Origin of the sequence: Flavobacterium sp. SM2513, assembly GCF_050908145.1 — a bacterium.
GTDB lineage: Bacteria > Bacteroidota > Bacteroidia > Flavobacteriales > Flavobacteriaceae > Flavobacterium.
The window spans coordinates 11,814-26,731 of the sequence record NZ_CP194228.1; the positions used below are offsets into that span (position 1 = coordinate 11,814).

Consider the following 14,918-nt stretch of genomic DNA (forward strand, 5'->3'; position numbering starts at 1 on the left):
TTGTAATTTAAAATATTATTTTCTGTGTGATTACACCGTTCTCTTTTGTTCCAATACGCACAATAAGCATTTGGTCATTCACGGCTATATTTTCTAAGGTTGCCGTTGTGGCATTTACACCTTCTTGCATATAAATTATTCTTCCCATTACATCAATTAGCTCGATGGTATTCATGACAATTGAGCCTGAATTAATTTGTATTTTTTGGTTTTTAGAAGCAATCATAACCGTATTACCTATTGCATTCGGGTCAGTAACACTTAAAGTTGCATTAGTATATTGTACTTCAAAACGGGAATTAAAAACACCACTATCCGTTGCAAAAGTATAATCAGATGTTTTTAAATTCGTCAAAGTATTTGTTGCATTATCTTTCAAGAAGATGTTTTGATTTTCTGCGAACAATCCATCAAAATTAGACAATGAAATCGTATAACTTCCTGAAACATTCGTTTTGAACCCTAAAGGAACTGTATCAAAATCTCCAAAAGGAAGACTTCTACCTTGAATGATATATTCAGCTTGGTTAATAATTGAAGTCAGTGCTACTGGACTGTCGTTAAAATACAAGGCATCAATACCGGCATCTGCATCTGGTGTCGCTCCTGTTTTGTAACCAATTAATGTTTGTCCTACCGTATTGGTTTCATTAGACAAGTTTAGCCAAAAGCGGTGTAATTCAGTTGTAGCATTGTTAGTACCTTTATAAAAGGTAGCAGCGCCATTACCTCGCATTGCATTTGTAAATACTAAGTTTCCTGGACTAGCAGTGTTCGCAACTACGAAGAAACCTTGTCCCACTTCAACATGTGTGGGTTCGGTACCGTTAATACTTGCGTCAGCACTCACAATACCCATACTAGTATAAGTACTATAACCGCTTGAAACATTATTTGAATCAGCACTTGCTTGTTTTCTCCAGAAATACAATGTTTCATTTACATTATCATTAGCGGCAAAGAAATCAGCTATTGAAATTGGCGATGGATAAGGATTTCCTACTAAGTTAAATCTCGTGTTGGCTCCAGATAAAGGAATTGCTATGTTTCCATTGTTTAAAATTCCTGCGAATAAACCTAAATAAGGGCTTGCTGAAGTTCCGCTATTCCATTCTGTCCAGTTGTTTGGCATACGAACTAAATACCCTTTTGCTTCTGCAAATATTTTAGTATTCATATCGGCAGTTGTTACAATTTCCTGAAAGTAAGCGCCATTTGTACCCGCTGCTGTATCATAAGATGAAAAACGGTTAAACAAAGTTTGTGTTGAAAACGCTCTCAAATTTTGACCTGCTACTGGAGAAGACCATAAAGCATAATCCTGACGAAACAGTGCAAAGGAGTTGCGTTCTACCTTAATTGTTCCTGTATTTTCAACATCATCGACCTGAAGCAGAATGGCATCGTTTTGAACAACAAAGCTATTTGCAGTGGTATTATTATTTGCAATACTACCAATTACCGTCAGCGACCCTCCTGATTCTACAACAACGGTTCCTGAAGCAGTAACTTCAAGTTCACAAGCCGTTAAGTCAGTATCTATAGCTAAATTACCTTCTACAATTGCTTTCTTATTTGCATTTGGCAAACCATTTGACCAGCCAGAATTTGCATAAGTAGTAGATTCGCAAGCGGTACTTTCAGATACATTTATAGTGTAGTCTTCAATTTCTCCGTATGAAATATTTTGACAAGAATTTGGTGCTGCATTCCAGTTCAACATGACTCTCATTCTAGTTTGCCCTAAAGCTGCATCAGAAGGAACGGCAATGTTCATTGTAAAAGGCCCAGCTAGATTGCTATCTTCCGCCAAAATATAAGTTTCAGCAACTTCATCAAATATATAATCTTGATTCCAGTCGATAAATACACTCAGATATTCATTACCATCAGGATATATTGTAACTTCAATAATGGATTCTGCTCCTTTTGTTACTTCGGCAACTTGAGCGGTATAATTGTTATAACCGCTAATGCCTGTTGTTGTATTATTAATATCCGAAAATTTCACATTGGAAATATAATCGTAATTACTGTTTGATGCTTCTGCTGAACAGTATTCGGTTACGGCTTCAATTACATTTATAGTATAGTCTTCGATTTCTCCATATGAGATATTTTGACAAGAATTAGGTGCTTGTCCCCAGTTTAGCATTACTCTCATTCTAGTTTGTCCTACAGCTGCATCATTCGGAATATTTATATTCATTGTAAAAGGGTCAGTTAAACTAGTTCCTTCCGCCAAAATATAAGTTTCAGTAACGGCATCAAACACTTGATCTTGATTCCAATCGATAAATACACTTAGGAAATCATTACTATCAGGACTTATTGTAACTTCAATACTAGCTTCTTCTCCTTGTGTTACTTCTGCAATCTGAGAGGTATAATTATTATAACCGCTAATGCCTGCTGTTGTATTATTAATATCCGAAAATGTTACGTTAGTTATATATTCATAACTGCTGGCTGACGCTTCTACAGAACAGTAATCAGCAGTAGCCAAACAGAGGTCTTTTATAGTATTTACATTTTGACAACCTTCTGCATTACCCGATATTGCTCTTGCTCCAGTAGTATTGAGATATGTACAAAAAATATCAAGGTTGCAAATTGCCAGGTCAGGGTTATTAGTAATGGTTAATCCTCTATATTCTATGGTAGATCCTCCACCGATGGAGTAGGCCGTTTGATTAATCTGTGAAATACTTGAAAACCCGGAAATATCAGACAACACAGCATTATTTGTTATTTCTAAATTTTTTGAAAGTGTTGTAAGCGAAGAAAATCCATTGAGGTTCTGTAAAAAAGGATTGTCACTTATTCGCAAAACTCCTCCAACAACACTAAGATTATCTAGTCCGTCAGTATTTTCTAAATTGCTTCCTTCAATATAAAAATTACCGCCGATAGAAGTGATGCTTTCGAGACCTTCTAAAGTAGTTAGAGGTATAATTTGGGTAGTGGAACTATTAAACTTACCTAATCTAAATTGTCCTGTAATCTCACTTACAATTCCCTCCAATGGAGTCAAATCAGTAATGTCCGACGGAACACTGCCTATACTTACAATGTTTAGGTTTTGTAATGAAGCGTTCTGGCAAGTAGCAAATCGGCTTGCAAAGTGATTAATATCAGCTTGAGTGATAAACAATACATCTCCTGAAGGACAAGTCATCTCACATCTTTGCTGAATGGCAGCAACCGTACATGTCGAACCCGTAACAGTAGAGTTTCCAGAAACTTCAGCAGTATTTCCTAGAGACAGATACTCACAAAAGCTCACTATATCACAACTACTTAATCTGATATTAGATAATATTTTTAACTGATTGATACCTGATGCATCTATATTTTCCAAACCATAAACATTAATAAGCGAAGCATTGTTTTGTATAACAATATTGCCATCTATTTGCGTTACACTATCCAATCCGTCAAGATTTTGAAGAGCGGCATTTGTAATAATTTCAATCTTACCATCAATTTCGGTCACGTTATTTAACCCATCAAGATTTTCTAATTGACTATTATTATAAATAGTAAGGTCCCCATTTATCTTAATCAAACTGTTCAAAGCAGAAAGACTTGTAATTGACGACCCAGAAATCATTAAATTACCCGAAACTAAAGTAGGGTTACTTGCCCCGTAAGTGTCTACATCTTGTTGTGTATACAAATAAATGCTTTCAGCAGGAATATTACACACAGCGATTATTGCGTTTACATTATTACACGAAGCACCATTTTGAGAAATAGTTCTTTTTCCTGTCCCTGAAAGATACGTACAAAAACTGCTGATACTGCAATTTGAAAGTTGTGGATTATTCGTAATTATGATACCAGAAGGATCCACATAATTTCCTGAATCTGCTAATATAGTATCAGGGTCAATATTTGACAAAGCACTTATATCCGTTAGTGTATTGTTATATAAAATTCGGATAAATCCGTTTACCTGTGTCAAATTGCCCAATCCGTTAAGGGATGTTAATAAAGGATTATCGCGAATGTGCAAATAACCGCCTATTTGAGTCAATCCATTTAATCCATTAAAAGTAGTCAATAGCGTATTGTCCGAAATATGGAGTCTTCCACCTACTTGGGACAGATTGTCTAACCCGTTAAGATTTGGTAATTTATTTCCTGAAATTTCAAGATATCCTCCAATGTCGGTTAGATTACTTAAGGCTTGAATATTGGATAACTGACTTCCGCCAATCTTCATATTTCCTCCAACTTCAGTCAAGTTGTCCAACCCATTCAGACTGGTTAAATAAGCACTACCATCAATCAGCAGATTGCCCCCGATTTTAGTTAAATTACTCAATGAAGATAGGCTTGTAAGACCGCCTATAGGAACAGAAATTTGCAAACTACCAGGTAATTCTGTACAATTTGGATAGCTTGCTAAAAAAGCATCAATCTGTGCCTGATTTTGAAAAGTAAAATTTCCCGTTGGGCAAGGGGGCGAACAAGATATGTTTATAGCACTTACGTTTTGACAACCTGGTGCATTACCTGATATGTTTCTTGGGTAATAATTAGTGTTAGTATTAGCTAGATAGGTACAAAAAAATGGTACATTACAGACCGAAAGCAACGGGTTGTTAGTAATTCTAATGCCGACACTACCTGTGCTACCGTTTGTTAAACTCTGCAAATTGGAAAGTGCGGCTACATCGGCTAACACGGGATTATTATCAATCCGAAGACCACCTTCCCATCCAAACATACCATAATACCTCCCGATCGTTGTCAAAGAGGATAGTCCATTTAAGTTGGTTAAAGAAGTATTATTACTTATATTAAGTATTCCCCCTACTTTGGTAATATTGTTTAAAGGTGAAAGGTCGGTAATATCTTCTCCCCCAATAAACAAACTTTCTGTAATTATAGTACAGTTCGGGTAGCTTGTTATGAAAGCATCAACTTCTGCTTGTGAAGTTAAAAAAACACTGCCGGATGGACATTGGGCACTAGACCCTAAAGAGAACAGAAAAAAAACAGAAAAAAGCCATAGCTTTTTAGCAAAACTACCGTTTATGTGACGGTAAAAAATAGATTGTTTCATATTAATAAAATTTAAATTGATTTCAGTCGCTAACTTTTCAATTAGCAGTTTTTAATATTTTCAACTTTAACACACTGATACAGTTGAAAGTTTAGGACAAATGATTTCTATAAAACAGAAATAGTAAATGTCTAAGGCGTAAAATAGTTTTCATAGGTTAATCGTTTTAATAATTAATTTTAAATTTTGAAAATTTGGTTCTTGATGAATATATTCTTAGCTGGTTTCTGAGCATAACTTTGTAAATGTTTTTAATCTGTTTTGATTATTTTACTTCTGAAATTTTAGAGTCTTACTAATTTTTACTGTAGACTTATCGATGTATATTAGTTCTAATCTAAATCTATTCACACCTCTTTGTGCTTAAAGCTTAGTTGCAAATTTACAAGTATGTTAATTGCTCGTTTTGGTAAAAATCACGCATAAACTTGGTGTTTTTCAATCACTCTTTAGATGGTTTTTAAAGCATTATTTCACATAACCCACTAATTATCATAGATTAATAAAAAATACTCTATTTAGAATACTTGAAGAATTCAGATGTTCCGTACTAGTATCATCAGACTTATCTTTGAGTGTTTTTGAGCAAAGTAGGATGCGTTTTATCTCGCACTCTACCGTTTTTTATCTATTTTTACCTTTTGTAAAAAAATTACACAATGTTTACTCAGCAAACCAATCCTCTATTCTTTTTCATTTTTTTCTTTAATCTTGCCCTTTTTGCACAGTCAAATCAGCAATTACCTCAAAAAAAAATAGATTCGCTCACGACTGTTATTAGTAAACAATCTACGTCAGATACCTTGACGGTAAACCAAATGAATGAGCTATCCCGCCTTTTGGCACAGGACAGACAATTAGAGCTTGCCCTAAACAATGCTCAGAAAGAAATAAGCATATCGAAAAAGTTAAATTTTAAGAATGGCGAAGCAAACGCTTACAACGTCATCGGGATTATTAATGTGTACAAAGGCGACTACACCGAAGCGTTGAATAATCTCAAAATAGGCTTAAAAAAATGGGAAGAAACCGGGTACAAAAAAGGAGTTACTATTTCTTACGTTCACATCGGGAATGTTTATGAATCTCAAGGGAAATATCCTGAAGCGCTGAAAAATTTCTTCGCAGCCTTAAAAATATATGAAGAACTTGATAGTAAAGTTGGAATGGCAATGTCATATAACTCCATCGGAATTGTCTATAAAAATCAAATCAAGTATCCCCAAGCACTAAAAAACTATTTCGCAGCCTTAAAAATATGGAAAGAAATCGGAGATGAACGGGGAATTGCACAATCTTACAACAATATAGGTGTTGTTTATGACTATCAAGGTAAGTATACTGAAGCGCTGAAAAATTTTTTCGCATCCTTGAAAATAAAAGAAGCATTTGGGGATAAAAGAGGAATTGCAGGTACTTATAACAACATCGGCTCTGTTTACAGAAGTCAAGACAAGCAACTCGAGGCGCTGAAAAACTTTTCTGCTTCTTTAAAAATATTGGAAGAAATCGGAGATAAATGGGGAATTGCACAGTCACACAACAATATAGGGACTATCCAACTAAAATTAAATCAGGCGACTTCCGCCGATGAACATTTTGAAAAAGCTTTAGTACTTGCAAAAAAAACAGGTGCAAAAGAACTTATCGGTGACGTTTACTACAATTTTTCACTAGCAGACAGCGCTTTGGGAAATTACAAAAAGGCTTATCAAAACTACAAGCAGCACATCATATACCGCGACAGCCTGATTAACCAAGAAAACGAAAAGAAAAGCCTCGAGATATCCATGAACTATGAATACGAGAAAAAGACGGCCGTCACCAAAGCAGAGCTAAAAACCAAGAGCTTTCAGCGAAATGTTGCGTTTGCAGGATTGGGACTTATGATTGTTATAACAGTATTTATTATTTACTTTTTCAGATTAAGAAGTAAAAAATTAAAAGTTGAAAAAGAAAATCTTGAATTACAACGCAGGGAAGTTGAAACTATTAGACAAACGGAAGAATTCAAATCTCGATTTCTTACAAATATATCACACGAGTTCAGGACACCCCTTACCTTAATCAATGGTCATTTGGAAGTCTTGAAAGAAAATGGAAGAAAAGAAGATTTACTTCATATAGATGAAATGGAACAAAACGGGAAAAGACTTCTTACTTTAATCAATCAGTTGCTTGACCTGTCAAAAATGGAAAGCGGACAATACAAACTCAAATACAAAAAAGGAAATGTACTCAACGAAGCGAGTATGCTTGTTCAATCATTCCATTCTTATGCAGAACAACATAAAGTTTCACTACAATTGCAGCAAACAGAATTTGCAAAGATATCGTTGTCTGAAATTGCGTTTATTTATTCATCAGAAGCACTTACCGTAATTATTACTAATTTGATATCCAATGCCATTAAATATACACCTTCGGAAGGTATTGTTGATGTCGTAATAGATTATCAAGATAATAAATTGTTTGTAACAATTGCCGATTCGGGTAGAGGTATCGCACTCGAACATCTCTCTAAAATTTTTAATCGCTTTTATCAGGTGGATGAACCTGGTCAACGAACTTTTACAGGTTCTGGTATCGGATTAGCTTTGGTCAAAGAGTTGGCAATATTACATGGAGGTAATATTAAAGTCGAATCCCCGGAGAATGGAGGTTGTGTTTTTACTTTTTGGATTGAAAGTTCAAAAGCAGAATATGTCGATAATACTTCTTCTGAGGAAAAAAATAGGGTTCTAGCTTTAGGAGAAAAAAACAAAGTTAAAAATAGTAAAATTCAAGACAATGAGCTTCCCCTAGTGCTTGTTGTAGAAGACCAACCGGAATTAAGAAGTTTTATAGTTCAAAATCTAGGAAATGAATACCGCTATGCAGAAGCGTCTAATGGTAAAGACGGTTTGAGTCTTGCAGAAGAATTAGTACCAGATATGATTATTAGCGATGTAATGATGCCTGACGTCGACGGAATTGAATTATGCAAAATACTGAAAAACAATAGAGCTACTTCACACATTCCGATTATATTGCTAACTGCAAAAGCAGAGCAAAAAGACAAGATTATTGGTCTTGAAACAGGAGCTGATGCTTATCTAACCAAGCCGTTTTCTTTAGCTGAACTAAAGCTTCGTGTTAGAAACATCTTAAACTTTAAAGAGTTACATCGCAAAAGATTTGAAGGAAACGTAATTCCTTCTCCAGAAGAGATGCCAGAATTAAACAGCCGTGACCGAAAATTTGTGGATGAGCTGACGAAAACTGTAGAAGACAACCTTTCTAATGCTCAATTCGGAATAACCATTCTTGCGGAAGCAGTTTTCCTGTCCGTAAGTCAGCTTTCTAGAAAATTAAAATCCATTACTGGTAAAACTCCCGCTGAATTTATCCGAAATATTCGTTTACAACAAGCTTTCGAAATGCTGAAAGACGGTTCAAATGTTGCAGACGTTTCATGGGCAATTGGATTTGAAGATTCCGTTTATTTTAGTAAAGTATTTAAAAAACATTTTGGTTTCCCTCCTTCTTCGGCAAAAAACAAATAGGTTTAAACTGAAAATTAATAAAGTTTTTGAATAAAAAACCGTTCTAAAAATACTTGTAACAAAAAACTCCCGAATTTCTTCGGGAGTTTTACATATAAATTAGATTGGAAATTATGCTTTTCCAGCCGCAATCAAATTCAAGGCAGAACCAGCCACAAACCAACCAATTTGTCCTTCGTTGTAGGTATGGTTCGTTACGATAATATCTTTCGATCCATCATCGTGAACAAATTCTAAACTTAACGTTTTCCCTGGAGCAAAGTCTTTCAAATCTAGGAAATTGATAGTATCGTTTTCCTGAATTTTGTCGTAATCGCTTTCCGTTGCAAAAGTCAATCCTAACATTCCTTGTTTTTTCAAGTTTGTTTCGTGAATTCTAGCAAAAGATTTTACCAATACCGCTTTCACACCTAAGAAACGAGGTTCCATAGCGGCATGTTCACGAGAAGATCCTTCACCGTAGTTATGATCACCAACAACAATCGAAGGAATTCCAGCTGCTTTATAAGCTCTTGCTACAGCAGGAACCGCGTCGTAAACTCCAGTCAACTGATTTTTAACCGAATTTGTTTTTTGAGTATAAGCGTTTATCGCTCCAATCAACATATTATTAGAAATATTATCTAAATGTCCTCTGAAACGCAACCATGGTCCTGCCATAGAAATGTGATCCGTTGTACATTTTCCAAAAGCTTTGATTAACAATTTAGCACCTGTAATATTATTGCCGTCCCATGGTAAGAAAGGAGCTAATAATTGCAAACGTTCAGAATCTTCGCTAACAGAAACTACAACATGTGATCCGTCTTCTGCCGGAGCCTGAAAACCCGGGTCTTCTACGTCAAAACCATTTGGTGGCAATTCGTCACCTGTTGGCTCTTCTAATCGAACCTCTTCGCCATTTTCGTTGATTAATGTATCGGTCAAAGGATTAAATCCTAAATCTCCCGCGATTGCTAAAGCCGTTACCATTTCTGGCGAACCTACGAAAGCCAATGTATTTGGGTTACCATCAGCTCTTTTTGAGAAGTTACGGTTAAAAGAATGAACGATAGTATTGCGTTCTTCTTTCTCAGCTCCTTCTCTATCCCACATTCCGATACATGGGCCACAAGCATTTGCAAATACAGTAGCACCAATTTTTTCAAACGTATCAATAAATCCATCGCGTTCAATCGTGTAACGAATCGTCTCTGATCCTGGATTAATCGCAAATTGTGATTTTGTTTTCAATTTTTTGTCGGCTACTTGTCGAGCCAAAGATGCAGCACGAGAAATATCCTCGTAAGAGGAGTTCGTACAAGAACCAATCAATCCAACTTGAATTTGTAAAGGCCAATTGTTTTTAATCGCTTCTTCTCTCATTTTAGAAATTGGCGTTGCCAAATCCGGAGTAAAAGGACCGTTTAAATGCGGCTCTAATTCTGAAAGGTTGATTTCAATAACTTGGTCAAAGTATTGTTCTGGATTTGCATACACTTCATCATCACCTGTTAAATAAGGAGCAATTTTATCTGCTGCATCAGCTACATCGGCTCTGTTTGTCGCACGCAAATAACGTCCCATTGAAGCATCGTAACCAAAAGTTGAAGTGGTTGCTCCAATTTCAGCACCCATATTACAAATGGTTCCTTTACCTGTACACGACATTGCTGTTGCACCTTCGCCAAAATATTCAACGATAGCACCGGTTCCACCTTTTACAGTAAGAATTCCAGCTACTTTTAATATTACATCTTTTGGAGCCGTCCATCCTGATAATTTACCAGTCAATTTTACTCCAATTAATTTAGGAAACTTTAATTCCCAAGCCATTCCTGACATAACGTCAACGGCATCGGCACCACCTACTCCAATGGCCACCATTCCTAATCCACCTGCATTTACAGTATGTGAATCCGTACCAATCATCATTCCACCTGGAAAAGCATAATTCTCCAAAACTACTTGGTGAATAATTCCCGCTCCTGGTTTCCAAAAACCAATTCCGTATTTATTTGATACTGAAGAAAGAAAATCAAACACTTCGTTACTCTGGTTTTTTGCACGCTTCAAATCTGCTTCAGCACCTACTTTCGCTTGAATCAAGTGATCACAATGAACCGTTGTAGGAACTGCAACTTTAGGTTTTCCAGCATGCATAAATTGCAACAAAGCCATTTGGGCCGTCGCATCTTGACACGCTACACGATCTGGAGCGAAATCTACATAGTCTTTACCTCTAGTAAAAACTTTGTTAGGAGTTCCTTCCCATAAGTGGTTGTATAAAATTTTCTCCGTTAAAGTAAGCGGACGACCAACAAGTTCACGTGCTTTATCCACACGAGACGGCATGTTTTCATACACTTTTTTAATCATTTCAATATCAAAAGCCATAATGTTGTATGTTAGTTTTTTAATGATGCGAATTTAGTGAAATTAATCCAAAATTGCAATTTACCCAACAAAAACAACTATTCAAACCATTATTAGTGCTAAATAATCGAATTACTTGATTAATATTAAAAACTTTTTAATAATGAATAAAATTTTTATGCATTTGCTATTTTAAGCAACTTTTTTTATCAATTTCGGAATTAGAATAAAAAAATATAAAGTAGAATTTGTCTAAATTAAATTTGAAGTACATAAAAAATGCGATAGCACTTTCTATCGCATTTTTTAAAGTTTATAAATTCTTAAAGGAATTGGTATGTTTCTAAAGCAGCAAAGAGGAAATCAAGTAAACTATCTTTTAGTTTTCTTTTACCAACGTATAATCTCCATAAGGAATCGTAAAATCGGTAGTTGTAGATGGGGTTTCAAAATCAACCTTAACTCCTAAGGGACCATTAGTCAAAATGTACTGAATTTTTATTTTTTGAACTCCGTTTTCATCTTCTCTCCGCATAACAAAAGCAGCACTTAATCCTATATCATCAGTTGTTGGTTCTTTATAACTCATTGCAATTCGTTGAACATTAGAAGGGCATGTTATACATCTTGGATACCAATCACTATCAACTTTAATAGCACCAAATAAATTATAATTAAATATACTGGTATGATTTACATCTAAATTTGATAATGAATTTATTTTTTCAACATTGCTTTCTATATATTGCATCTCACCTACCAGATAATCTTCGTAATAATTTTTTGAAAAACCCTGGTAATAAAACATTTCTTTTTTTATAAATTTAAATCGGATAGTTTTAACAGCATCAGAATAGACCCATGTACCAACAAACTGATTTTGAAAATTCTCAATGTCTTTGTAATAAGCGTTTGCTATATCTGGCATCGACGTATGAATATTCAAAATAGGATTTTGTGCACTACAATACGCACTAACTATAAAAAGGGATATAATAATTATTTTTTTCATGATTATAATTTTTAATTACAAGGTTTTTTAATTGGAGTATTGTTCGTATTTGATAAATCTAAATTAATTTCTTTCCAAATACCGTTTTCATCTAAATCAAATAACCCAACCCCCATATCAAATACTAGTAGTGAATGAAGGAGAACTTTTTGATATTCAATTTGTGAAGCATTTGCACCCTTAACTTGATATAGTCTTTCTAATTCTGCTTTAAACATAATATAATTAGGTGCGAAAGCTGAAAATTTATTCCAATCTTTTACTTTTAAACAGTAGACTTCATTAACATTTACTAGACCTAAAAAAATTTCAGACACGTCTAAAGGTCTAATATTTTGTATACAAAACTTCTCTCTTAATTTTGCTTTTCTGAACAACCAGCTAATATCTTCTGGAGAAAACATTTTTATAGTTGGTTTTTCACCATTAGTATGATTATGAAATGCTCCTAACCACTCCGCTCCATTAAAAGCACCTAAATTTACAGTATTTTGATTAGCAGTATTATGTCCCGCAACTGTAGGTGGTCCAAAATTGGTAGAAGATGCCGAAAGATATTTATAAACCCACGCATGTTCCTTAGAACCCGCAGCCTTTGTCTTTAAAAAAGCAATTCTATCTGCAAAATCTGGGCTGTTTGAAATTTTATTCAATCCTTTACACATTTCATCTTCCATACAAGCATCCAAATTCCCTCCTGCTTCAACACAATCACAAACTTCAGTAGAATAATCGTTAAGCATGCACATTTCATAAGGACTTAACATACAATCCTTGTTTAAATCACCAACAATCCGTTCTTTGCACTCTTCTGGTTTAATCATTGCTGCAATAGAAGTGTCAATTGGTACGAAAGGATTAGATGGACCGCCACCATTGGAAGGATTATCTGTATAACCACCCCCGTATTCTTGACAATAATAGTAAGTCGTTAGATTATATCCTGGATAAGTAGGGGTGTTATCATTACAACCATTACATCCTTGATTTGGCAAATGTCCACAACCACATTGAAATGGAATCATTTGCATCGTAACTATAATTATCCCATTACAATTTGAAGGATAATTAGGTTGAGGAACAAAAGAGCCACCACCAACGCCAATTCCTATATCATGGTTGTTATTACCACCATTTAAATCATCATCAAACACATCCTCTGGCTCAGTACATTGAGTTAAAGTATTCACTTTTTTTGAAATAACTCCTCCTCTATAAGAGTCATGATTATTTATAAGCCAATCTTCATCAGGAATGTATTTAGTCACGAACATACTTGATTCTCCATTTTTATACTCGATGGTTAAATTATAAAATACAATAGTGTCTTTTTGATTTAAGATTTCCATGGTATAGGAAGTATAATCACCCAAAGTTACTTGTTTTATCATGTCAGTTATGATAGTTAGCCCTAGAGTATCCATCGTTGTTCTTGCTTGAAAATCTCCTTTCAGATTAGTTTTTAAATAACGCTCGATTTTCAAGTCGGTTTTAAGTCGATTGAAAGTTTCGCCTGCCTGTTCATATTGAATAGTCTTAACAATGGGGCTCGCGCTGTTTTTATTAACTTTAACGAAATCTTCTTCAACTGAACAGTTTACAAAAGCTGTACCTAAAAGTAACAATATAATAATTTTTTTTATTTGTAGCTTCATATTCTCCTATTAAATATTATACACTTTATTAAATGAATTAAAACAACTTTGAGACAAGACGAATATAACAATTATTTTAATATAATATTATGATAAAAAAAATTAAAATATTTTCAAATTGCAATTCTTCTAAGTGACAAATCAAATTTAAAAAAATGATACTATTTACTGGAACATAAAGGTTTCATAAGCGAAATAATAAATTTCTAACATTTATGATTTATACCTAACTTTTTTTCAAAGTTGAACAAAAATTAACAAAAAAGTCCGAAGATTAAAACTCCAGACTTTTCTATTCATTTCAAAATGTATAAGCTAAAAAAGCTGCTTAATAATTTGTTCAATTGAAATTCCTTCCGCATCTGCTTTGTAATTTTTAACTACTCGATGGCGTAAAATTCCAATTGCCACGGCTTTTACATCTTCAATATCGGGAGAAAATTTCCCATTAAAAGCTGCATTTGCTTTGGCAGCCAAAATTAAATTTTGCGAAGCACGAGGTCCAGCTCCCCAATCGATATAATTTTTGATATAATCTGTAGCTAAATCATTTGAAGGACGTGTTTTTGAAACCAAGGTTACGGCATATTCAATCACATTATCAGCCACAGGAATTCTACGAATCAATTGCTGAAAATCAATTATTTCTTGAGCTGTAAATAGTGGATTTATCGTTTGCTTGATATTAGAAGTCGTGCTTTTCACAACCTGAACTTCTTCCGCAAACGAAGGATAATCCAAATTGATTGAAAACATAAAGCGGTCCAACTGGGCTTCCGGCAAAGGATAAGTTCCCTCCTGCTCGATTGGATTTTGCGTAGCCAAAACAAAATACGGTAAATCTAACTTATAATTATGTCCTGCAATCGTAACCGAGCGTTCCTGCATCGCTTCCAACAAAGCCGCTTGCGTTTTAGGAGGCGTTCTATTGATTTCATCGGCTAAAATAATATTCGAGAAAATAGGCCCTTTTATAAATTTAAAGGTTCGGTTTTCATCTAAAATTTCGCTTCCTAAAATATCCGAAGGCATCAAATCGGGTGTAAACTGAATTCGTTTAAAATTCAACCCTAAAGCTTCCGCTAACGTATTAACCATTAAGGTTTTTGCCAATCCGGGAACTCCAACCAACAATGCGTGTCCTCCAGAAAAAATACTTAACAATATCTGGTCAACAACAACGTCTTGACCTACAATTATTTTTGCAATTTCAGCTTTTAAGGCAATTCTCTTCTGAACTAAATTTTCAACAGCAGTAATATCGGACATAGATTGTG

At 34.7% G+C, this 14,918-nt stretch carries 6 protein-coding genes; 1 reads left to right on the forward strand and 5 read right to left on the reverse strand.

Features of this window, described 5'->3' with window-relative positions; genetic code table 11:
* Nucleotides 1–7: 7 nt before the first annotated feature.
* Nucleotides 8–5,074 (reverse strand): GEVED domain-containing protein, encoded by a 5,067-nt coding sequence (locus ACQ5J2_RS00070; RefSeq protein WP_432671658.1) that lies wholly within the window; start codon nt 5,072–5,074, stop codon nt 8–10.
* A 659-nt stretch (nt 5,075–5,733) separates the two neighbouring features.
* On the opposite strand from ACQ5J2_RS00070, the gene ACQ5J2_RS00075 reads away from it, so the two are divergent.
* Nucleotides 5,734–8,619, forward strand: a complete 2,886-nt coding sequence (locus tag ACQ5J2_RS00075) for a tetratricopeptide repeat protein (RefSeq protein ID WP_432671659.1) — start codon at nt 5,734–5,736, stop codon at nt 8,617–8,619.
* A gap of 111 nt (nt 8,620–8,730) precedes the next feature.
* Here ACQ5J2_RS00075 and ACQ5J2_RS00080 read toward each other — a convergent pair whose 3' ends face one another.
* The 4 genes from ACQ5J2_RS00080 to ACQ5J2_RS00095 all read right to left on the reverse strand — a co-directional run bounded on the left by ACQ5J2_RS00080 (nt 8,731) and on the right by ACQ5J2_RS00095 (nt 14,910).
* Nucleotides 8,731–10,995 carry an aconitate hydratase gene (locus ACQ5J2_RS00080; protein WP_432671660.1) on the reverse strand — a complete coding sequence of 755 codons (2,265 nt, stop codon included), beginning with the start codon at nt 10,993–10,995 and terminating at the stop codon, nt 8,731–8,733.
* A 358-nt stretch (nt 10,996–11,353) separates the two neighbouring features.
* Complete coding sequence (locus tag ACQ5J2_RS00085) at nt 11,354–11,986, reverse strand: DUF6705 family protein (protein ID WP_432671661.1); 633 nt, start codon at nt 11,984–11,986, stop codon at nt 11,354–11,356.
* A gap of 11 nt (nt 11,987–11,997) precedes the next feature.
* A complete protein-coding gene (locus ACQ5J2_RS00090; protein WP_432671662.1) occupies nt 11,998–13,641 on the reverse strand; it encodes a hypothetical protein in 1,644 nt (547 codons plus the stop codon).
* A 315-nt stretch (nt 13,642–13,956) separates the two neighbouring features.
* Entirely contained in the window at nt 13,957–14,910 is a 954-nt protein-coding gene (locus ACQ5J2_RS00095) for an AAA family ATPase (protein ID WP_432671663.1), read from the reverse strand.
* Nucleotides 14,911–14,918: the final 8 nt, after the last annotated feature.